20 protein-coding genes are annotated in these 20,083 nt (G+C 52.3%); 15 read left to right on the forward strand and 5 right to left on the reverse strand.

Annotation, left to right across the window (positions count from 1 at the left end):
- The first annotated feature begins 2 nt into the window (after window positions 1-2).
- From L3K52_04255 to L3K52_04315, 13 genes are all read left to right on the forward strand, one after another.
- On the forward strand, window positions 3-1,529 hold the full coding sequence (locus tag L3K52_04255) for a type I restriction-modification system subunit M (GenBank protein ID UOG92949.1): 1,527 nt from the start codon (window positions 3-5) through the stop codon (window positions 1,527-1,529).
- A gap of 138 nt (window positions 1,530-1,667) precedes the next feature.
- Complete coding sequence (locus tag L3K52_04260; protein UOG92950.1) at window positions 1,668-2,138, forward strand: DUF1016 domain-containing protein; 471 nt, start codon at window positions 1,668-1,670, stop codon at window positions 2,136-2,138.
- Window positions 2,080-3,342, forward strand: a complete 1,263-nt coding sequence (locus L3K52_04265) for a restriction endonuclease subunit S (protein ID UOG92951.1) — start codon at window positions 2,080-2,082, stop codon at window positions 3,340-3,342. Before L3K52_04260 ends, L3K52_04265 begins: the two co-directional genes overlap by 59 nt.
- A 292-nt stretch (window positions 3,343-3,634) precedes the next feature.
- Entirely contained in the window at window positions 3,635-4,471 is an 837-nt protein-coding gene (locus L3K52_04270; GenBank protein UOG92952.1) for an AAA family ATPase, read from the forward strand.
- Window positions 4,472-4,927 (forward strand): PIN domain-containing protein, encoded by a 456-nt coding sequence (locus tag L3K52_04275; protein UOG92953.1) that lies wholly within the window; start codon window positions 4,472-4,474, stop codon window positions 4,925-4,927.
- 46 nt (window positions 4,928-4,973) lie between these two features.
- Window positions 4,974-5,666, forward strand: a complete 693-nt coding sequence (locus L3K52_04280; protein ID UOG92954.1) for a hypothetical protein — start codon at window positions 4,974-4,976, stop codon at window positions 5,664-5,666.
- Between the two features lie 3 nt (window positions 5,667-5,669).
- Window positions 5,670-8,945 carry a type I restriction endonuclease subunit R gene (locus L3K52_04285; GenBank protein UOG92955.1) on the forward strand — a complete coding sequence of 1,092 codons (3,276 nt, stop codon included), beginning with the start codon at window positions 5,670-5,672 and terminating at the stop codon, window positions 8,943-8,945.
- 4 nt (window positions 8,946-8,949) lie between these two features.
- On the forward strand, window positions 8,950-9,672 hold the full coding sequence (locus L3K52_04290) for a M48 family metallopeptidase (protein UOG92956.1): 723 nt from the start codon (window positions 8,950-8,952) through the stop codon (window positions 9,670-9,672).
- 52 nt (window positions 9,673-9,724) lie between these two features.
- Window positions 9,725-10,183: an urease accessory protein UreE gene (gene ureE, locus L3K52_04295; protein UOG92957.1), complete on the forward strand. Its 459-nt coding sequence runs from the start codon at window positions 9,725-9,727 to the stop codon at window positions 10,181-10,183.
- Window positions 10,149-10,847, forward strand: a complete 699-nt coding sequence (locus L3K52_04300; protein UOG92958.1) for an urease accessory protein UreF — start codon at window positions 10,149-10,151, stop codon at window positions 10,845-10,847. Before ureE ends, L3K52_04300 begins: the two co-directional genes overlap by 35 nt.
- Window positions 10,848-10,861: 14 nt before the next feature.
- Window positions 10,862-11,473 carry an urease accessory protein UreG gene (gene ureG / locus L3K52_04305; protein UOG92959.1) on the forward strand — a complete coding sequence of 204 codons (612 nt, stop codon included), beginning with the start codon at window positions 10,862-10,864 and terminating at the stop codon, window positions 11,471-11,473.
- Between the two features lie 46 nt (window positions 11,474-11,519).
- Window positions 11,520-12,203, forward strand: coding sequence for a uracil-DNA glycosylase (ung, locus tag L3K52_04310; protein ID UOG92960.1), 684 nt, complete (start codon window positions 11,520-11,522; stop codon window positions 12,201-12,203).
- Between the two features lie 70 nt (window positions 12,204-12,273).
- Window positions 12,274-13,542: a DEAD/DEAH box helicase gene (locus L3K52_04315; protein ID UOG92961.1), complete on the forward strand. Its 1,269-nt coding sequence runs from the start codon at window positions 12,274-12,276 to the stop codon at window positions 13,540-13,542.
- Here L3K52_04315 and L3K52_04320 read toward each other — a convergent pair.
- From L3K52_04320 to L3K52_04330, 3 genes are read right to left on the reverse strand one after another with little or no spacing between them, the layout of a single operon-like run.
- A complete protein-coding gene (locus L3K52_04320; GenBank protein ID UOG92962.1) occupies window positions 13,539-14,672 on the reverse strand; it encodes a GNAT family N-acetyltransferase in 1,134 nt (377 codons plus the stop codon). The two genes, L3K52_04315 and L3K52_04320, sit on opposite strands and share 4 nt — an antisense overlap.
- A gap of 19 nt (window positions 14,673-14,691) precedes the next feature.
- A complete protein-coding gene (locus tag L3K52_04325; protein UOG92963.1) occupies window positions 14,692-15,249 on the reverse strand; it encodes a threonylcarbamoyl-AMP synthase in 558 nt (185 codons plus the stop codon).
- A gap of 3 nt (window positions 15,250-15,252) precedes the next feature.
- Window positions 15,253-17,736, reverse strand: a complete 2,484-nt coding sequence (locus tag L3K52_04330) for a DNA topoisomerase I (protein UOG92964.1) — start codon at window positions 17,734-17,736, stop codon at window positions 15,253-15,255.
- 206 nt (window positions 17,737-17,942) lie between these two features.
- On the opposite strand from L3K52_04330, the gene L3K52_04335 reads away from it, so the two are divergent.
- On the forward strand, window positions 17,943-18,314 hold the full coding sequence (locus L3K52_04335) for a hypothetical protein (protein ID UOG92965.1): 372 nt from the start codon (window positions 17,943-17,945) through the stop codon (window positions 18,312-18,314).
- A 12-nt stretch (window positions 18,315-18,326) separates the two neighbouring features.
- Here the strand turns inward: L3K52_04335 and L3K52_04340 are convergent, their stop codons facing one another.
- Window positions 18,327-18,770 carry an NfeD family protein gene (locus L3K52_04340; GenBank protein UOG92966.1) on the reverse strand — a complete coding sequence of 148 codons (444 nt, stop codon included), beginning with the start codon at window positions 18,768-18,770 and terminating at the stop codon, window positions 18,327-18,329.
- Window positions 18,770-19,645, reverse strand: a complete 876-nt coding sequence (locus L3K52_04345; protein ID UOG92967.1) for an SPFH/Band 7/PHB domain protein — start codon at window positions 19,643-19,645, stop codon at window positions 18,770-18,772. The genes L3K52_04340 and L3K52_04345 overlap by 1 nt, the downstream gene beginning before the upstream one ends.
- Before the next feature lie 149 nt (window positions 19,646-19,794).
- Here L3K52_04345 and L3K52_04350 point away from each other — a divergent pair, with 149 nt between their 5' ends.
- Window positions 19,795-20,028, forward strand: coding sequence for a hypothetical protein (locus L3K52_04350; GenBank protein ID UOG92968.1), 234 nt, complete (start codon window positions 19,795-19,797; stop codon window positions 20,026-20,028).
- Window positions 20,029-20,083 lie beyond the last annotated feature (55 nt).

Genomic DNA, 20,083 nt, shown 5'->3' on the forward strand with positions numbered 1-20,083 from the left:
GCATGAACGACACCATCAGCCAAGACAGCATCAACAAAGCCCTGTGGGCAGCCTGCGATACCTTTCGCGGTACGATCAGTGCCGACACGTACAAAGATTTCATCCTCACCATGCTGTTCCTCAAGTACATCTCAGATGTGTGGCAGGGTCATTACGAACGCTATCAGGCGGAGTACGGCGATGAGCCGGAACTGATTACCGAAATGATGAAAAGCGAACGCTTTGTGCTGCCGCCTATCGCCAGTTTTTACGCTTTGTATGAGCGTCGTCACGAACCGGGTAACGGTGAGCGCATTGACCAAGCCCTGCACGCGATTGAGGAAGCCAACGGCACGAAACTCAAGGATGCAGGCAAAAGTGTGTTCCAAGACATTTCGTTTAACACCGACAAGCTGGGCGAGGAAAAGCAGAAAAACACCATCTTGCGCCACTTGCTGGAAGATTTTGCCAAGCCGGAACTCAACCTCAAACCCAGCCGCGTGGGGACGCTGGATGTGATTGGCAACGCCTACGAGTACATGATCAAAAACTTTGCTGCCAGCGGTGGGCAAAAGGCGGGTGAGTTTTATACCCCGCCGGAAGTGTCCGATTTAATGGCGGAATTGCTTGAGCCGCAACCGGGCGACAGCATTTGTGACCCGGCGTGTGGTTCGGGGTCGTTGCTGATGAAGTGTGGGCGCAAGATCGTCGCCAACTTCGGCAGCAGGCAATACGCGCTGTACGGGCAGGAGGCGATTGGTTCTACTTGGTCGCTGGCGAAGATGAATATGTTCCTGCATGGCGAAGATAACCACAAGATTGAATGGGGCGACACTATCCGCAACCCCAAATTGCTGGATAAAAACGGCAACCTGATGCTGTTTGACATCGTGACTGCCAACCCGCCGTTTTCATTGGACAAATGGGGGCATGACGATGCGGAAAATGACAAATTCAGCCGTTTCCGGCGTGGCATTCCGCCCAAAACCAAGGGCGACTATGCCTTCATCCTGCACATGATCGAAACGCTGAAGCCGGATACCGGGCGCATGGGCGTGGTTGTGCCGCATGGGGTATTGTTCCGGGGTTCATCCGAGGGGCAAATCCGCCAGAAGCTGATTGAGGAAAACTTGCTGGATGCGGTGATTGGTTTGCCGGAAAAGCTGTTTTACGGTACGGGCATTCCGGCGGCGATCCTGCTGTTTCGCAAGGATAAGCACGATACCAGTGTGTTGTTCATTGATGCCAGCCGCGAGTGCAAGGCGGGCAAGAACCAGAACTTGCTGACGGCGGAGAATATCCGCAAAGTGCTGGAGACGTACCAGACCGGGAAAAGCGTGGAGAAATACGCCTACCTCGCCAGCCTTGCTGAAATCCGCGAGAACGACTACAACCTCAATATTCCGCGCTACGTCGATACCTTTGAGGAAGAGGAAACCATTGATTTGATAGCGGTACGGCGCGAGCGGTTGCAACTGCAACAGCAGTTGGCGGCGTTGGAAACGGAGATGGCGGGGTATTTGGAGGAGTTGGGGTATGACTCAAAATAGAAATGTAGCGGCATGTTTGGGTAGATGGGAAAACATCTACAGCCCAGATTGTAACTACGGCGAATCTGCCATAATTAGGCGTGCAAACCATTTTCGTGACGTCACGAAAATGGTCAATATTCACCCGGTATTCGAGCTATGAAACCAATCTCCCGAAAACATGACATCATCAGCAACCTGCAACAGTTCCTGTTGGAATCGGGCAAGGGATTTGCATTTGTGGGGCGCAAGCAACGCATCCGTATCGAAGATCGGAATTTCTACATTGATCTGGTGTTTTACAACATCAAACTCAGATGCTTTCTGCTGATTAATCTCAAGCTGGGCAAACTTACGCATCAGGATGTGGAGAAAATGGATACCTACATTCACATCTATGACCAGCACCACAAGGAGGAGGAGGATAACCCGACGATTGGGCTGGTATTGTGCAGCCAGAAAAGCGAAGTAGTGGTTAAGTATTCGGTTCTCACTGATAGCCAGCAATTGTTCGCTTCCAAATACCTGCCCTATCTGCCAACGGAAGCAGAACTCAAACGCGAGTTGGAGTGTGAACGGGGATTGGTGGGATGGCAAATCGAAGAAAGCAGGGGGATTTATGCTGTCTGAGGAGTGGAGGATCGGAATAATAAAAGATTTGGCTGACACGGTGATGGGCTACGCATTTAAAAGTACAGATTTTGTTTCCGATGGTGTTCCATTGTTGAGGATGGGAAATCTCTATCAAAATACATTGGATTTAAGACGAGATACAGTATATTTGCCAAAAACTTACAAAGATACATATGCAAGATTCATAGTCAGATCAGGTGATCTTGTTATGTCTATGACTGGCACGATGGGCAAGCGTGACTATGGCTTCACCGTTCAAATACCAGATAGTGCACCAGAATCATTACTAAACCAACGTGTTATGAAATTCGTTCCTAAGAAAGAGTCAAATTCAGAATATCTATTAAATCTTCTCAGGAGTGAGATTCTGTTGTCTAAGCTGTACTCATTTCCGGGGGGCACAAAGCAAGCAAACTTATCGGCAAAACAAGTTCAGGATCTACCAGTTCTTATTCCCCCACTCCCCGAACAAAAGAAAATCGCCCAAATCCTCTCCACTTGGGACAAAGCCATCACCACCACCGAACAACTTCTTGCCAACAGCCAGCAGCAGAAAAAAGCCCTGATGCAGCAATTGCTGACTGGGAAGAAGCGGTTGCAGGGGTTTGGGGGCGAGTTCAAACGTTCATATCTCTCTGATCTTGCCAAAATTGACGCTAAAAGTTTAGGGAATAAAACGCCTACAGATTTTGAGTTTCAATATATTTCATTATCAGACGTAAACGCTGGACGAATAGCAGATAACATAGAGTGTCACAAATTTCATAATGCACCAAGTCGAGCTAGGCGCATTGTATCTGAAGGTGACATTCTTCTTGCAACAGTACGTCCTAATCTCCAAGGCTTTGTCAAAATTACTAAAGAGTATTCTGACTGTATAGCTTCTACAGGATTTTCTGTGCTTTCACCGAAAAAAGGTGTTTGTGGTAGTTACTTATATCATTACTTATTTGGTGCTCATATCACGGGACAAATAAATGCATTGGTTGTTGGAACAAACTATCCCGCAATTAATTCCTCTGATGTTGCTGGGTTATTGATCTATTATCCAGAGTATGAAGAACAGGAAAAAATTGCAGAATTTTTAAATAACTGTGATTCAACACTATCGGTTTTGCAGCAAAAACTTGAGGGTTTGAAGCAGGAGAAGAAAGCCCTGATGCAGCAGTTGTTGACGGGAAAACGGCGGGTGAAAGTATGAGGAAATACGTATGTTGACATACCCGATTAAAATCGAAGGACTCAAAGGCGTAGGCAGCGTCGAGTTGAACTTACAGGAAAACCAGCGGGTTTATACCCTGATAGGGGCGAATGGTGTTGGTAAAACCAAGACGCTAGAAGCATTGTTTCAGATTTTGTTGGCAACTAATGATGAATTTATAAAAAAAACCCAAGCTCTAGGTATTAATTGGTGTTTCAAAGGATTGATAGCCGACAGTGTTTTGTCTTTAACCGCTCAGAGTACTGCAAAACAAGCATCACATGTTTTACAGATGCAAAAAAGTTCTCTTGCTACGCACAACCTACCGATTGTGTTTCTTGCTTCCCAAAACCGGGGATTTATTCAACACGACAACAAACCTGCCCAAGCTATTGGGACGCTAGAACAACGCCGTAATGCCTATTTCCAGCGTTTGATTCAAGGCATGAACAACAATTTCACCAGCCTGAATATGGATACGGGCATTGAAGAATGGTTTGTCACCCTAGCCCAATCCGCTAACCCTTACCAAAAGCAGGAAGATAACCGCGACATCGAAATCCGTGTAGTACTGGAGTTGCTAAACAAAATCGACAGCCGCATCGACCCCAAATACATGCAAATCAGCGGTGATGGTCGGGTCAATCTGAAAATTGATGGTCAGCCGCGTGAGCTTTCCCATCTGAGTACCGGCTTTGCCTCCATCCTGAAAATGCTACAGGCGATTGTGTCCGGTTACGGCTATTTCACCAATGAAACCCGCTTGCAACAGGTGAAGGGTATCGTGCTGATTGACGAAATCGAAAGCCACCTGCATCTGTCTTGGCAAGCAAAAATCATCCCCTTGCTCAAACACTTATTCCCGAATACCACCTTTTACATCACCACCCATTCTTCCATCGTGCTGTCACAGCTAAAGGCAGGAGAAGCCTATCGCCTGCAACGCGATACCGATGGCGTGGTGCGTACCCAAGCGATTACTTCACCCAATACCACCTCGTTGATTGATGTGCTGCAAGAAGCCTTTGATATTGATCTAAATCGTCTGAAGCTGGACAGTCTCGTTCCCGCTGATCAACAACAAGCGAAACAACAGTTGTTGAATCTGATCAATGGGCAAGGGGTTTAAATGACCATGCGCAAGGTTTTATTAGACGCAAACTTATTGATCGCCGCCTTGGATGACGGTAGCACAACTTCCGAAACCGAACGTACCAAAGCCAAGCAGACTTTGGCAGCCTTATTGAGCAATGAGGAGGTGACGCTGATTATCACCCCATTGATTCGCTACGAAGTGCTGCGCGGCATTGGCTGGCAAGATCAGGTACGTTTTGCCCAGTTGAAACAATCACTGGATGGTTTGACCGAGTTGGATGTTAATCGCAATGTCTCCGAACTGGCAGCCAACTTATTCCGCTTTGACCGTGCAGAGAATACAGACCAGCAACGCAATATTGAAAAGCGCAAGTTTGATGTGTTCCACCTTGCCAGCGCCAAGTGCCACGATTTGGAACTGGCATCGCAAGATTCAGACATCGCCGGATTGCAAGGTTTGTATGAGCGTTATACGCAGGCAATCTCATGAAACGATCACGAATTCAGCAATCTACATCTTCTTCAGTGAGCCAACCATGCTAATTTTTAACTGCACCAAAGCCGCCACCGAGTTTTTCACTGTCACCCGCAAAGGCGTGAAGCAATCGTTTGTACACGCACCGCCTAACAAAGACATCGCCGCAGATGGTCAATACCTGCAAAATGACGAAGGCAAGCCGACGCTGGCTTTCCAGTGGGTACTGCACGCCATCACGGTCAAGCGCAAACATTGCCTGATAGCGATGGAAGTCAACACCCGTTTCAGCGTTATCCTCACCGCCATGCCCAAAGGCAATCCCGATGCGTTCATTGACCGCTTCAAACCCCGCCTGCTGGATCAGCTATTCGGGTTTGCGTTGCAATCTGGCATCTTGAAGGAAGAGCAGTTTGCCATGTTCATTAACGAATTCATGGTGCAAGCTGCTGATATTTTCTTGTGCCAACGTTCCGATCGCAGCGTACAAGCTCATATCAACGATGTGGTTTCACAGTTCACCGAAACCGTAGATGCCAGCGGGTACGTGCCGGATAACGACCGTGAAATGCTGCATTTCAGCAGTTACATCAACCGTCTATTGCGTAAAACTAAGCAAAGCAGGGACTATACCCAGCCAGATGAGCAAATGCTGTTGTTCTGGTTACAGCAATTTTGCGGTTTCACATCAGAACAGGCGGCGGGCATCAAGCAACATTTTTCTGACCTGCACCGCCGCAGTTTTGGGGGATAAATAATGCCAGCCTTGCCACGCTTCCAAGAAGAATACAGTGCCAAACTCCCCGCCTTGGCACTGTTGAGCCAATTGGGTTGGTCATTCCTCTCTCCGCAACAGGCCGTGATTGCCCGCCACGGTCACTACGATCAAGTGGTGTTGCGCGACATCTTGCGTAGCGAATTGCAAAAACGTCGTTTTATCTTCGCCGGTCGTGAATACGCCCTGTCGAGCCACGCGCTGGATAACCTGATTGCCGAAGTGTGCAGCCCCGCCCTCAACGAAGGTTTGCTGTCTGCTAACGAAAAGCTCTACAACCATCTGCTGTATGGCATTTCCATCAGCGAATTTGTCGACGGCAAAAAAGCCAACCCGACCATTGCCCTGATCGACTGGCACAACCCCGCCAACAACCATTTCAGCTTTACCGAAGAATTCAGCATTACCCGCGCTGGCGGTGTCGATACGCGCCGCCCGGACATCGTGTGTTTCGTCAACGGCATCCCACTGGTGGTGATTGAAGCCAAACGCCCCAATGGTTACGCGAAAAAAGCCCCGACCATCGACGAAGGCATTTCACAAAGCCTGCGCAACCAACGCCCCGACGAAATCCCGCACCTGTTCGCCTACAGCCAATTATTGCTCTCCATCAATGGCGCAGAAGGCCGTTACGCAACCTGTGCCACCCCCACCAAATTCTGGTCAGCATGGCGCGAGGAAGACATCAGCCCTGCGGAAATGCACGCCATCAAAAACCGCCCGCTGACCGCACTGCAAACCGAACTCCTGTTTGCCCACCGCACTGCCCAAGATTGGGCGTGGTATCAGGCTTGGAGTGCCGCTGAATTGGCAGTGACGGGTCAAGATCACCTGCTGATCAGTCTGTTACAGCCGCAACGCTTGCTGGAAATGGTGCGGTTTTACATCCTGTTCGACAAAAAGGTTGGCAAAATTGTTGCGCGTTATCAGCAGGTATTCGGTATCAAACGGCTGATTGAGCGTATCAACACGCAACGCCCAGACAGCGGACGCGAAGGCGGCGTTATCTGGCACACCACCGGCTCAGGCAAATCCTTCACAATGGTATTCTTAAGCAAAGCCCTGATCCTGCACGATTCCCTCAAGCACTGCCGCATTCTGGTTGTCACCGACCGGGTAGATTTGGAAAGCCAACTCAGTAAAACCTTCACTTCCGGCGGCGAGTTAGCCAGCAAAAAAGACAAAGAAGCGGCAATGGCAACCTCCGGCAAACGCCTTGCCGAACAGATTGGCAAAGGCACGGAACGCATTATGTTCTCCCTCATCCAGAAGTTTAACAGTGCCACCAAACTGCCCGAATGCCGCAATGCCAGCCCGAATATCATTGTGCTGATCGACGAAGGCCACCGTAGCCAAGGCGGCGAAAACCACATCCGCATGAAACAGGCATTGCCCAAAGCCGCGTTTGTGGCGTTTACTGGCACGCCCTTGCTGAAAGACGATAAGACCGAAGGCAAGTTTGGCAAGATCATTCACGCCTACACCATGCAACGCGCTGTGGATGACCAAACCGTTACGCCCTTGTTGTACGAAGAGCGCATCCCCGATCTGGATGTCAACGAACGCGCCATTGATAGCTGGTTCGAGCGCATTACTGAAGGCTTGACCGCTGAACAAAAAACCGACCTGAAACGCAAGTTTGCCCGCAAAGGCGAAATCTACAGCGTGGATGACCGCATCCGCCTGATTGCGCTCGACATTGCTAACCACTTCGTGAAAAACATCGACGACGGCTTGAAAGGGCAACTAGCTTGCGACAGCAAAGCCTCCGCCATCAAGTACAAACAATACCTCGACGAAGCCGGGTTGTTTGAATCCGCCGTAGTCATGAGTCCACCCGATACCCGCGAAGGCAATACCGATGTGGATGAAGCCGCCTTGCCCGCCGTGACTAAATGGTGGAAAGACAATATCGGTTCAACCGACGAACAAACCTACACCAAAGCCATCATTGAGCGTTTCGACAAAGACGAGGCGTTGAAGCTGCTGATTGTGGTAGACAAGCTGCTGACGGGGTTCGACGAACCGAAAAACACCGTGCTGTATATCGACAAGCCGTTAAAGCAACACAACCTGATCCAAGCGATTGCGCGGGTGAACCGTTTGCACCCGCTGAAAAAGTTCGGTTTGCTGATCGACTATCGCGGCATTCTGGCGGAACTCGATACCACCCTCCAGAAATATCAGGATTTGGCGGCGCGTACCCAAGGCGGTTACGACATCAATGATATTGCGGGTTTGTATAGCCAGATGAGTACCGAATACAAACGTTTGCCGCAACTTTACAAAACCTTGTGGGCGATTTTTGCTGGGGTTAAGAATAAGCACGACATTGAGCAATTGCGGCAAGTGTTAGTGCCGAAAATGGTGGAGCAAAGCGACGAGTTGGTCGATGCCAACCTCAAAGTGCGCGAAGACTTCTACGAAGCCCTGACCGCCTTCGCCAGTTGCCTGAAAGTCGCGCTGCAATCTGCCACCTTCTTTGCCGATACCAGTTTCAGCGATGCTGACCGCCGCCATTACAAAGAAACCCTCAAGCAATTTTCCAGCCTGGGCCAATTGGCAAAACAAGACGCAGGCGAAACCATCCAGTACGACCAGTACGCCGCGCAGGTAAAAAAGCTGTTGGACAAGCACGTGGTCGGCGTTGACATCAAAGACGCACAAGGCGTTTACGAAGTGAACAAAATGGGGCAAAAGCAAGCCCCTGAAGATTGGAGCGCGGACAAAACCCGCAACGAAACCGACATTATCAAAACCCGCGTGACCCGCATGATCGAGCAGGATTTGCGCGATGACCCTTACGCGCAGGAAGCCTTTTCCAAACTGCTACGCCAAGCTATTGCGAACGCAGAAAAGTTGTTCGATCACCCGCTCAAGCAATACCTGTTATTCCACGATTTTGCCGAGCAAGTGCAGCAACGGCGCGTACCGGATATGCCGAATGTGTTTGTAGGCAATCACCACGCGCAGGCGTATTTCGGCGTGTTCAAACAAACCTTGCCGGAAGTATTCACGGCTGCTGATCAAGCCACGCAAGACCAATGGGTGCAACTCGCCTTCGGACTGGATGCGCATGTGGAACAATCCGTCGCCGAACATTCCATCAACCCGCAAAACATCGAAGCCGACATCCGTAAAAAACTGCTGCCGCTGCTGTTCAAAGAGTGCAAAGCGATTGGCGGTGGCATGGATCAGGCTAAAGCAATGGTTGAACGGGTAGTGCAGATTGTGCGCGTAGGCTTGAGTGGGATGTAAGCAGATGCTTCAGTTTAGCTATGGTGATGAACAGATTACGTTTGAGCGTTTGCCGCGTAGCGAGGGAATCCAGCGGGTGTTGATCAAGGTTCACCCCGATTGCCGGATCGAAGTTGCCGCCCCAGCCCAAGCGGATGATAACGAAGTGCTGGCAGCAGTGAAAAAGCGCGGTCGCTGGATTTACCAACAACTGCGCGATTTTCGCCAACAATCCGCTTACGTCACCCCAAGGCAATATATCAGCGGGGAAAGCCATTATTACTTGGGCAAACAATACCTGCTGAAAGTGCTGGAAGACCCCAACACCACGCCACAAGTAAAATTGTTACGCGGCAAACTGGAAGTGACTGTGCGTCAGAAAAGTGCGGAAAAGGTGCAACAACTCTTGAGCGACTGGTACAAGGTTCGTGCTAAAGAAGTGTTTGCCAAACGGCTGGATGCCATGTTGGAACAGGCACTTTGGGTGGCTGAACGTCCGCCGTTACGCATTTTTACCATGCACACCCAATGGGGCAGTTGTTCACCCCAAGGTAGGCTAACGCTTAACCCGCATCTGGTGAAAGCCCCACGCGAGTGCATTGACTACGTGATTCTGCATGAGTTGTGTCATCTTGCCGAGCATAACCACAGCGAACGCTTTTACCGTTTGCTGTCTCAGGTGATGCCCAATTGGGAAAGGGTAAAGGCTAGACTGGATGCAAGGGCGGGGTATTATGTGTTGGCATGAAAACTGCTTTGTGGACGTGCAAACGTTATATTTCCTCTACCTAGGTTAAGTAATGCTTAAAATTGAACGTATTCTGGATAAAAGCAGCGTCCCACCCCGCCAGTTTTACCTGTCGCTGACCTTACCGCACGAACGCCGCATTATCAGCCGCCAACGTGTGACCTTGGACGATGGCAGCGATGCAGGCTTGTTCCTGCCACGCGGTTCCTGCCTGCAACACGGCGATGTCCTGCAAGGCGCAAGCGGTGAACTCATCCGCATCCAAGCCGCGCCCGAAACGGTATCTACCCTGACGTGCGCCGACCCGTGGTTGCTGGCACGGGCTTGCTATCACCTCGGCAACCGCCATGTACCCGTGCAAATCATGCAGGGCATGATCCGCTACCAGCACGACCATGTGCTGGACGACATGCTTCACGGTTTAGGCTTGCATGTAGTGGTGGAACAAGCCCCATTCGAGCCAGAAGCGGGGGCGTATGGCGGCGGGCATTCGCATTCCCATGATCACTGATCTGGCACTGTTGCGCCTGCTGCACCTAGTCAGCCCGACCTTGCCGATTGGTTCGTTCACTTATTCGCAGGGGATCGAATGGGCGGTGGAATGCGGCTGGATTGCCACTCCCGCCGATTTGCAAAACTGGCTTGCAAGCCAGTTGCACAGCGGCATGACGCATCTGGATATTCCGGTATTGCAACGCCTGTATCATGCAGTGGAACGCGCTGATGTGGAAGCACTGGAATACTGGATTCACACCCTCAACGCCAGCCGCGAAACCAGCGAATTATTGCTGGAAGAAAAGAATCGCGGGCGGGCGCTGACCGATTTGCTGATTGCCTTGGAAATCCCCAATGCTGCTCGCTGGAAACCGCTACTCGCCCAAAGCCAATCCGCCGCTTTCGCACTCGCTGCGGTGCATTGGCAAATCCCGCTGCAACAGACCGCTTACGGCTATGTGTGGAGCTGGTTGGAAAATCTGGTGCTGTCAGCGGTAAAAATCATCCCGCTGGGGCAAACTCAGGGGCAAAAGATTTTGCATGAAATGACGGCGTTGCTGCCGGAAGTGGTGGCGCAAGGCTTGCAAGTGGCTGATGACGACATTGGCGCGTCATCGCCCGCCTTAGCTATTGCCAGCAGCCGCCACGAAACCCAATACACCCGTTTGTTTCGATCGTAAAAAAAGGAAATACCATGTCTAACCCCTTACGTGTCGGTGTCGGCGGCCCGGTCGGTTCTGGCAAAACCGCGCTGCTGGATGCGTTGTGCAAAGCCATGCGCGACACTTACGACATTGCCGTCGTCACCAACGACATTTACACGCAGGAAGATGCGCAATTCCTGATGCGTAGCGAAGCCCTGCCCGTAGAACGCATTGTCGGTGTGGAAACCGGCGGTTGCCCACACACTGCGATCCGCGAAGATGCCTCGATGAATCTGGCAGCGGTGGAAGATTTGCAAATCCGTTTTCCCGGGCTTGATCTGATTTTCATCGAAAGCGGCGGCGATAATCTGTCGGCGACTTTCAGCCCCGAACTGGCAGACCTCACCATTTACGTGATCGACGTGGCGGAAGGCGAAAAGATTCCGCGCAAAGGCGGCCCCGGTATTACCCGCTCCGATTTGCTGGTGATCAACAAGATCGACCTTGCACCTTACGTAGGGGCTTCGCTGGAAGTGATGGAAAGCGACAGCAAACGAATGCGCGGCGAGCGTCCGTTTGTGTTTACCAACTTGAAGGAAAAGCTGGGCTTGCAGACGATCATTGATTTTATCGTCCACAAGGGGATGTTGCGGGTGTCGTAGGCGGTGGATTGCCGCTTGGTGTCAGAACGTGTTAAAAAGCTTGCCCATGCAAACTATCATTCTTCCCCCAAGCTGGCAAACTGCTCTCGGTGCAGAACTCACCAAGCCCTACATGCTCGACCTGAGCAATTTCCTGCAAGCGGAAACTGCTGCGGGCAAACACATCCTGCCTGCGGCGGAGCAGCGTTTCAACGCCCTGCAAAGCACGCCCCTAGATCAGGTCAACGTGGTTATTCTCGGTCAAGACCCATACCCCACACCGGGTCATGCGCACGGTCTGGCGTTTTCGGTACAAGCGCATGTTGCCGCGTTACCGCGTTCGCTGCTCAATATCAACCGCGAATTGCATGACGATTTAGGCGTAGACAATAGCCACACAGGTTGCCTGCAAGCATGGGCGGCGCAAGGCGTTTTGCTGCTCAACACCGCACTAACGGTAGAAGCGGGCAACGCGGGCAGCCATCAAAAACGCGGTTGGGAAACTTTTACCGACACGGTAATCCAAGCCGTTAGCGCTCAAATGCAACCCGTGATGTTCATCTTGTGGGGCAATCACGCGCAGAAAAAAACCGCGCTGATCGACACCGCTCGGCATGGCATCCTTGCCAGTGCGCACCCGTCACCCTTGTCGGCACGGCGCGGTTTTTTTGGCAGTCAGCCGTTTTCACGCACCAATGCGTTTTTGCAAGCCAAGGGCAGAGCGCCGATTAATTGGTTATTGCCTGCCTAGCGCGCCCCCTACGCCTCATGTGAATAATCGGTTATGCTGCATCTTTACCGCCCCGGACACTGAAAAATCCATGCAGCCTACTGACATTCCCACGCCCGCCCCCACGTTTGCCGACTTCGCGCTCGCCGCCCCGCTGTTGCAAGCCGCGCAAAAAATGGGTTTCACCCAACCCCGCCCGGTACAATTAGCCGCGATTCCCCGCGCCATGACGCGCCGCGATTTGCTGGTCAGTGCCGAAACTGGCAGTGGCAAAACCGCCGCGTTTTTGCTACCCACCCTGCACCATTTGCTGACAAACCCCTCCGAATATTTCGGCACGCGGGCGTTGGTGCTCGTGCCGACGCGCGAATTGGCGAAGCAAATTCACCAGCAATGCCTGCAATTGACCGAATTCACCGGGCTAAAAGTGGGGCTGATTACGGGTGGAGCCGATTTCCGTGTGCAGCAAAACATGCTGCTCAACAATGCCGAAATCGTCATCGCCACACCAGGGCGCGTGCTCGAATTGATGGAGGCGAAAACCCCGGAGTTTTCACGTCTGGAAGTGCTGATTCTCGATGAAGCCGACCGGATGCTGGAAATGGGCTTCAGCCAAGAGTTGGAAACCATCGCAGCGGCGTGCAATCCCGACCGCCAAACGCTGCTGTTTTCCGCCACGCTCCAGCAATACGGCATGATTAAAATCGCTGAAAAGCTGTTGCGTGACCCCGAAATGTTACGCCTGAATACGCTGCAAGATGAGCACGCAAACCTTGAGCAACAGGTGATTATTGCCGACGATATTGCGCACAAACAGCGTTTGTTGGCGTGGTTGCTGCTGAATGAAACGTTTGCGAAAGCGGTGGTATTCACCAATAGCCGCGTGCGGGCGAGTGAATTGGTCGGCGGTTTGCAAGCCAAAGGCGTGCGTTGTGGCGTGTTGCATGGCGAGATGGATCAGAAAGAGCGCAACCGCATTATGGCGTTTTTCCGTGATGGCACGATCAAGGCGCTGATTGCGACCGATCTGGCGGCGCGGGGTTTGGACATTGCAGGCGTGGAATTGGTGATCAATGTGGATGTACCGCGCACCGGCGTGCATTACATCCACCGCATTGGGCGCACCGGGCGCGGCGATGCCAAGGGCACGGCGATTACGCTGGTGCAAAGTTCCGAATGGAATTTAATGGTGAATATCGAGCGGTTTTTGAAACAGCGTTTCCAACGGCGCAGCATCGAAGGCTTGGTCGGTACGTACAGCGGTCCCCAAAAACTCAAAGCTTCTGGCAAAGCAGCGGGCAGCAAAAAGAAAAAACTCGCGAAAAAAGCGGCGGCAGCCAAGAAAGGCAAAAAGCGCTAAGGTTCGCGATAGGGCAAATGTTCACTGGCGGAACGCATGTAGTCCGCCACACTGCCTTTTTCATACTCCGCATGACGCGCCACGGCTTGCCGGAAGGTTGCTTCCCGCAACCAATGCGCCGAACGGGTCAGGGTCGGGATAAACCCACGCGGAATTTTGTGTTCCCCCTGCGCCCCCGGTTCAAATACCTGCAAACCCTGGCGGATACAATATTCAATGCCTTGGTAATAACACGCCTCAAAATGCAGGCTGTCGATGTCTTGGGTGCAGCCCCAGTGCCGCCCGTACAAGCGCGTCGCACTCGCAAACATCAAGGAACCGGCGATGCACTCGCCCTCACGGTTATCCGCCAAAATCAGGAAAACTTGTTCGCCCAACGCCGTTGCCATTTCGCGGAAAAAACCGACATTTAGGGTGGGAATACCCCACTTGCTTTCAAACGTGTGTTGGTAGAAAAACGCAAACCGTGCCCAATCCTCTGCCGTTGCGGTATTGCCATCAAGCAGTCGCAAATGAACCCCAGCATCCACCACTTTGCGACGTTCCTGCTTAATGTTTTTGCGCTTTTTCGAGGTAAGGGCAGCGAGGAAATCGTCAAAGCTCTGGTAATCCGCATTGCGCCAATGAAATTGGCAATCGTGCCGCACGGTTAGCCCTTGCTCTGCCAACCATTCCAGTTGCTCGGCAGGGGAAAACAAGCAATGAAAACTGCTGCATTGCAAGGCTTCTGCCACTTGCGCCACTGCCGAGAGTAAATAGGGAAACAGTTCCGCCTCGCGCCCGACTTGCACCAATAAGCGTTGCCCGCTGGCGGGCGTGTAGGGAATCGTGGAAACCAATTTGGGGTAATACTGCATCCCCTCGCGCTCATACGCCTGCGCCCAGGCATGATCGAACACGAATTCACCATAGGTATTGTACTTTTCGTACAAGGGCATGGCGGCAACCAAGACTTCGTGCTCGTAAACCACAATATGGCGTGGCAACCAGCCGAATTCCTTGCCCACACAGCCGTGGTGTTCCAGCGCTGCCAGAAATTCGTGGCGCAAAAACGGGTTATTGTCCTGCACCAGTGCATTCCACTGGTCGGCTGCCACTGAATCGAGGTTGGGGAGAATTTCAATTTTCATGGGGCGGATGCTACCCCGTTCAGGCGGGGCGAACAATTTCCCCGGTAATCCCGTGGCGGATTTCGGTGGGTTGCGCTTGATCGCCCAAGGGCGCATCCAAAATCGCGTCCAATTGCGCACCGAATTGCTGTTGTACTTCAGCCGCACTGCGGGCGGGGGGGTGATCACTCAAATTGGCGCTGGTGGAAATCAGTGGGTGGCCGAGTTGTTGGCACAGGGCGCGGCAAATCGGGTGGGCGCTAAGCCGCACTGCCAGCGTGTTGTGATTGCCGCGTATCAGTGGGGAAACCTCCGGGCGCACTGGCAGCAACCAGGTTACTGCCCCCGGCCATGTGGGGAGGATGCGGGCTTGCAACGTCGCATTCAGCGGTAACAGGTACGGCTCCAGTTGTGACAAGTCAGAGGCAATTAAGATTAACCCTTTATCGGCGGCGCGTTGCTTGAGGGTGAGGATGCGTTGCACGGCGGCTAGATCAGCGGGGTTGCAGCCCAGACCGAAGACGGCTTCGGTGGGGTAAGCAATCACGCCGCCGGATTGGACGGCGTGAAGGGCAACGGATAAATCGCGGGTCAACATGCGTTAGCTCGCTGATTTTTTCGGGCTAGGTGCTTTTTTGCTTGCCGTCGGTTTCTTCGCGGCGGGCTTTTTGGCAGCAGCGGCTTTTTTCGGCGCTGCTTTGGCTTTCGCCGGTTTTGCCGGAGCATCGGCGGCTGGCTGTTCTGCCGTTTCTGTTGCGGGCGCAGCGGCTGCTTTCTTCGCGCCTTTCTTGGCAGTTTTGGCTTCGGCAACGACCGCAATCAACGCTTCGCATTCTTCCAAGGTCATGCTGTCGGGTTCGCGGTCTTTGGGCAGACGTGCTTGCACTTTGACGCGCTTGATGACTTTGTTGATGTACGGCCCCCAACGCCCTTTGAGAATTTGCACCCCATTGCCGAAATCCACCAGAATTTTTTCCGCATCCTTGATTTTTTTCTCAGCAATCAGTTCCAAAGCCCGCTCCAAGGTAATGGTGTGCGGGTCGTCTTCCTTTTTCAGCGAGGCGAATTGGTCGCCGTATTTGACGTAAGCCCCAAAGCGCCCGACATTGGTGCTGATGGCTTTGCCGTCTTCGGTATCGCCTAATTGACGCGGCAGTTTGAAAAGTTCGAGGGCTTCTTCGAGTGTGACCGTATCCAGCTTCATTCCGGGACGTAACCCAGCGAAGACCAGCTTTTCCTCATCGTCTTTGGTGCCGATTTGCACCATGGGGCCAAAGCGCCCTAAACGCACCGATACGGGTCTGCCACTGGCGGGGTCAATGCCGATTTCGCGCGATTGCAACACGTCGCTGCGGTTGACGCTTTCCATTTTTTCGTCAACCAGCGTGTGGAACGGTTGCCAGAACGCATCCATCACCGGAACCCAAGCCTTTTCACCCCGCGAAATTTCATCCAGCTCATTTTCCAGATTCGCAGTGAAATCGTAATCGACGTATTGGGTGAAATGCTCCGTCAAAAACCGGATCACAATGCGCCCAATATCGGTCGGTGTGAAGCGGCGGCTTTCCAGTTCGACGTATTCACGCGCCAACAGGGTGGAAATAATGCTGGCGTAGGTCGATGGTCGCCCAATGCCGTATTCTTCTAAAACTTTTACCAAGGACGCTTCCGAATAACGCGGTGGCGGCTCGGTGAAATGTTGTTCGGCGGCAATGTCGTTGAGGGTGACGCTTTCGCCTTCTTCCAACGGTGGCAGCGGGTTTTCCTTTTCGCTGGCGCGGTCATCCAAGCCTTCTTCGTACACCAGCAAGAAACCGGCATCGCGGATGGTCGAGCCGGAGGCGCGGAAGAAACTGCCTGCGGCGGCGGTCAAATCCGCCGATACCGTATCCAACGTGGCGTAGATCATTTGGCAGGCAACCGTGCGTTTCCAGATCAATTCGTACAGCTTGAACTGTTCTTCATTGAGGTGGTTTTTGACCTGTTCCGGGGTGCGGTATGCCGAGGTCGGGCGTACTGCTTCGTGCGCTTCTTGCGCGTTTTTGGATTTGGTTTTGTAGAAATTGGGCGTTTCCGGCAATTTATCTTGTCCGTAACGTTGTTCGATCAGACCGCGCAATTCGCCGATGGCTTCGTTTGCCAACGTTACCGAGTCGGTACGCATGTAGGTAATTAAACCCACCGGCCCGCTGCCCAAGTCAATGCCTTCGTACAATTGCTGGGCAACCCGCATGGCGCGTTGGGTGGAAAACTTGAGTTTGCGTACCGCTTCCTGCTGCAAGGTCGAGGTGGTGAAAGGCGGCGCGGGGTAACGCTTGCGCTGTTTTTTGTCGACTTTGCTGACCAGCAATTTGCCGTTAGCAGCTTGCAGCAAACGCTCGCGCACTTCGGTTGCCCGCGCTTCATTGTTAATGTCGAATTGGTCGAGTTTGTGATTATCCAGCGTGTGCAAACGGGCGTTGAAGGCTTGCCCGTTTTTGGCATTTTGCGCGGTCATCGTCCAGTATTCTTGGCGGACGAAACGTTCGATTTCGTCTTCACGTTCCACAATCAGGCGCAAGGCGGGGCTTTGCACCCGCCCGGCGGACAGGCTGGGTTTTATTTTGCGCCACAGCAACGGGGAGAGGTTGAAACCGACCAGATAATCCAAGGCGCGGCGGGCTTGCTGCGCATCCACCAGATCGTAGGCAAGGTCACGCGGGTTGGCAATGGCTTCTTGCACGGCGCGTTTGGTGATTTCGTGGAAGACCACGCGCTGCACGTTTTTGCCTTTGAGTGCGCCGCGTTCGTTCAATAATTCGTATAAATGCCAAGAGATGGCTTCGCCTTCGCGATCCGGGTCAGTCGCGAGGTACAGGTTGTCGGCTTTTTTGAGCGCCCGCGCAATCGCATCGACGTGCTTTTGGTTGCGGTCGATGATTTCATAACGCATTGCGTAGCCGTTGTCGGTGTCGACAGCGCCTTCCTTGGGGATTAAATCGCGCACATGCCCGTAAGAGGCCAGCACTTCAAACCCTTGCCCCAAGTACTTTTGGATGGTTTTACCCTTCGCCGGGGATTCGACGATTACTAGATTTTCACTCATTTTTTATGCTTCCAAGCAACGCTGCCCGTGTTTCGATTAGTCACAAGGCCGCATTTTATGCTTGTAATCGCGGTGAAAGTAAAGTTTTGCAACCGTAAAAGTTGAAATTAGCCGGATAGCGAGTCAGGGGCTTTGGCTATTTTCACTGAAATTTGCGTTACTATCAGGGCTTGACCCCACTGCGGTGCGTTGGCACTAAGGATTAAATGATGAATATTTACCAAGTTTTTATTTATGGTTATTGCGCACTCATTATGACCGGCTGCGCCAGCGTTCCGCCTGCCGAGCAATTGCAACGCGAAATGGCGGGCGTGAGTAATCAGTCACCGCTGTTCACCAACGGATACCGCGACGGTTGCCAAAGCGGGCTGTCAGCGGGTGGCAATAAAGCCTTCGCTTATGCTAAAGAGTTGAGCAAGGCCAATAATGCGGAATACAAGTTGGGTTGGGATGACGGTTTCCGCGTGTGCCAATCGCGGCAGGTGCAACGTAACAACGAGCGTAACAGCTACGACGGCGTTGGCGCCGGATACCCGTGGTTGCCGCGCACCGGCGTGACTATTGGCGTGCAGTTGTAGGCTATCGCCAGCTTAGGCTTTTTCCACGATAAAAATCACCCCGTCTACGCCGGTAACACGCACCCGTGTGCCGGAAGGCAAGTCGTCTCCGCGCACGCGCCACGCGGTATCACCCACGCGCATGGTGCCGCGCCCGTCGATAATCGCCTCGGTCAAGGTGTATTCCTTGCCGAAGTGACTGTGCAAACGGTTGTTGAGATCGGGCGTGTCGGAATGAATATTTGCCTCACTGAAGCGCGATTTGCGCCAACCAAAGACGCTTACCAGCGACACCAGCGCGAAAATCAGGATTTGCCCACTCAGCGGCAATGCCGGAATTAGCCAGAGGGCGATACCGGCGACGATTGCGCCAAATCCGAACCACATCACCAGCATCGCGGGAATGAAGCTTTCCAGCGCCATGAGCAACACGCCGAAAATCAGCCAATGCCAGAATTCAAGCTGTTGCATGTCCATCAGGTTTTATCCTTCATCGCTTTCCAGAGTTCATTGATGCTGCCGATGGAACCCATCAAACCACTGGTATCCAGCGGCATGAAAATGGTTTTTTGCTGGTTGGAATCGGCAAACTTGCCCAATGCTTCGACGTATTTTTGCGCCACGAAATAGTTGAGGGCTTGCACATCACCTTCCGCGACGGCTTTGGACACCATTTGGGTGGCTTTCGCTTCGGCAAGCGCTTCGCGTTCGCGGGCTTCGGCACGCAGGAATGCGGCGGTTTTCATGCCTTCGGCTTCGAGGATTTGCGCTTGCTTTTTGCCTTCGGATTCGGTGATTTGGGCGCGTTTTTGGCGTTCGGCGGTCATTTGCAAATTCATGGCGCGAACCAATTCGGCGGGCGGCTCGATGTCTTTGATTTCGACGCGCAGCACTTTGACACCCCAAGCGTTGGTGGCTTCGTCCACAATCGCGAGTACCCGTGCGCCGATTTCATCACGCTTGCTTAACAGGTGATCAAGCTCCAAAGCACCGCACACTGAACGCAAGTTGGTCATAATCAGATTGAGGATGGCGGTTTGCAAATTGGTGATTTCATACGAAGCCTTCGCGGGGTCAAACACTTGGTAGAACACCACGCCGTCAATGTTGACGTTGGCGTTGTCGGCGGTAATGACTTGTTGGGGGAGGATGTCGAGTACCTGTTCCATCATGTTCACCTTGCGCCCGACGCGGTAAATCATTGGAATAATCAAGCCCAGACCGGGTTGCAGCGTGGTGACGTAACGCCCAAAGCGCTCGACCGTGTAGTTGTAGCCTTGCGGCACCATTTTCACGCCCATGAAAATGAGCGCGGCGATGAAGATCAAGATGGCGATGGCGAATGATGTCATGAACAGCTCCTTGTAAATGCGGTAAATTTGTTATTGTCGTTATGGGTTAGTGTAGTCTTGCCTGTGGTAAACGGCTAGTATTCACTGCTAGAGAGGAGCAAGCAGCCGACCAGTTGTTCAGTCTAATAACCTTACTTAAGGAGCACACCATGCAAGACGGCATCATTCAAGATGGCATGAAAGGTATTTCCAATATTGTGGATAACCCTTACAAGCATCTGCAAAAAATCGCCGGTGAATTGGACAGTTACGATACCCGTGACAAAATTGATCGGGTATTGGATGAGTTGGATTTCATCCACGAGCTAATTGACCCCGAAGCGCAGTCCATGGTGTCACAAGTGACCAAGACGCTGATGGAACGTTACCGTGCACTGGCTTAATTATTGTCAATAAAAAATTTAATCTATTCATAAATAAAAATATTTTCATTGACCC

It is taken from the genome of Candidatus Thiothrix sulfatifontis, from assembly GCA_022828425.1.
In the GTDB taxonomy this organism is placed as follows: domain Bacteria; phylum Pseudomonadota; class Gammaproteobacteria; order Thiotrichales; family Thiotrichaceae; genus Thiothrix; species Thiothrix sulfatifontis.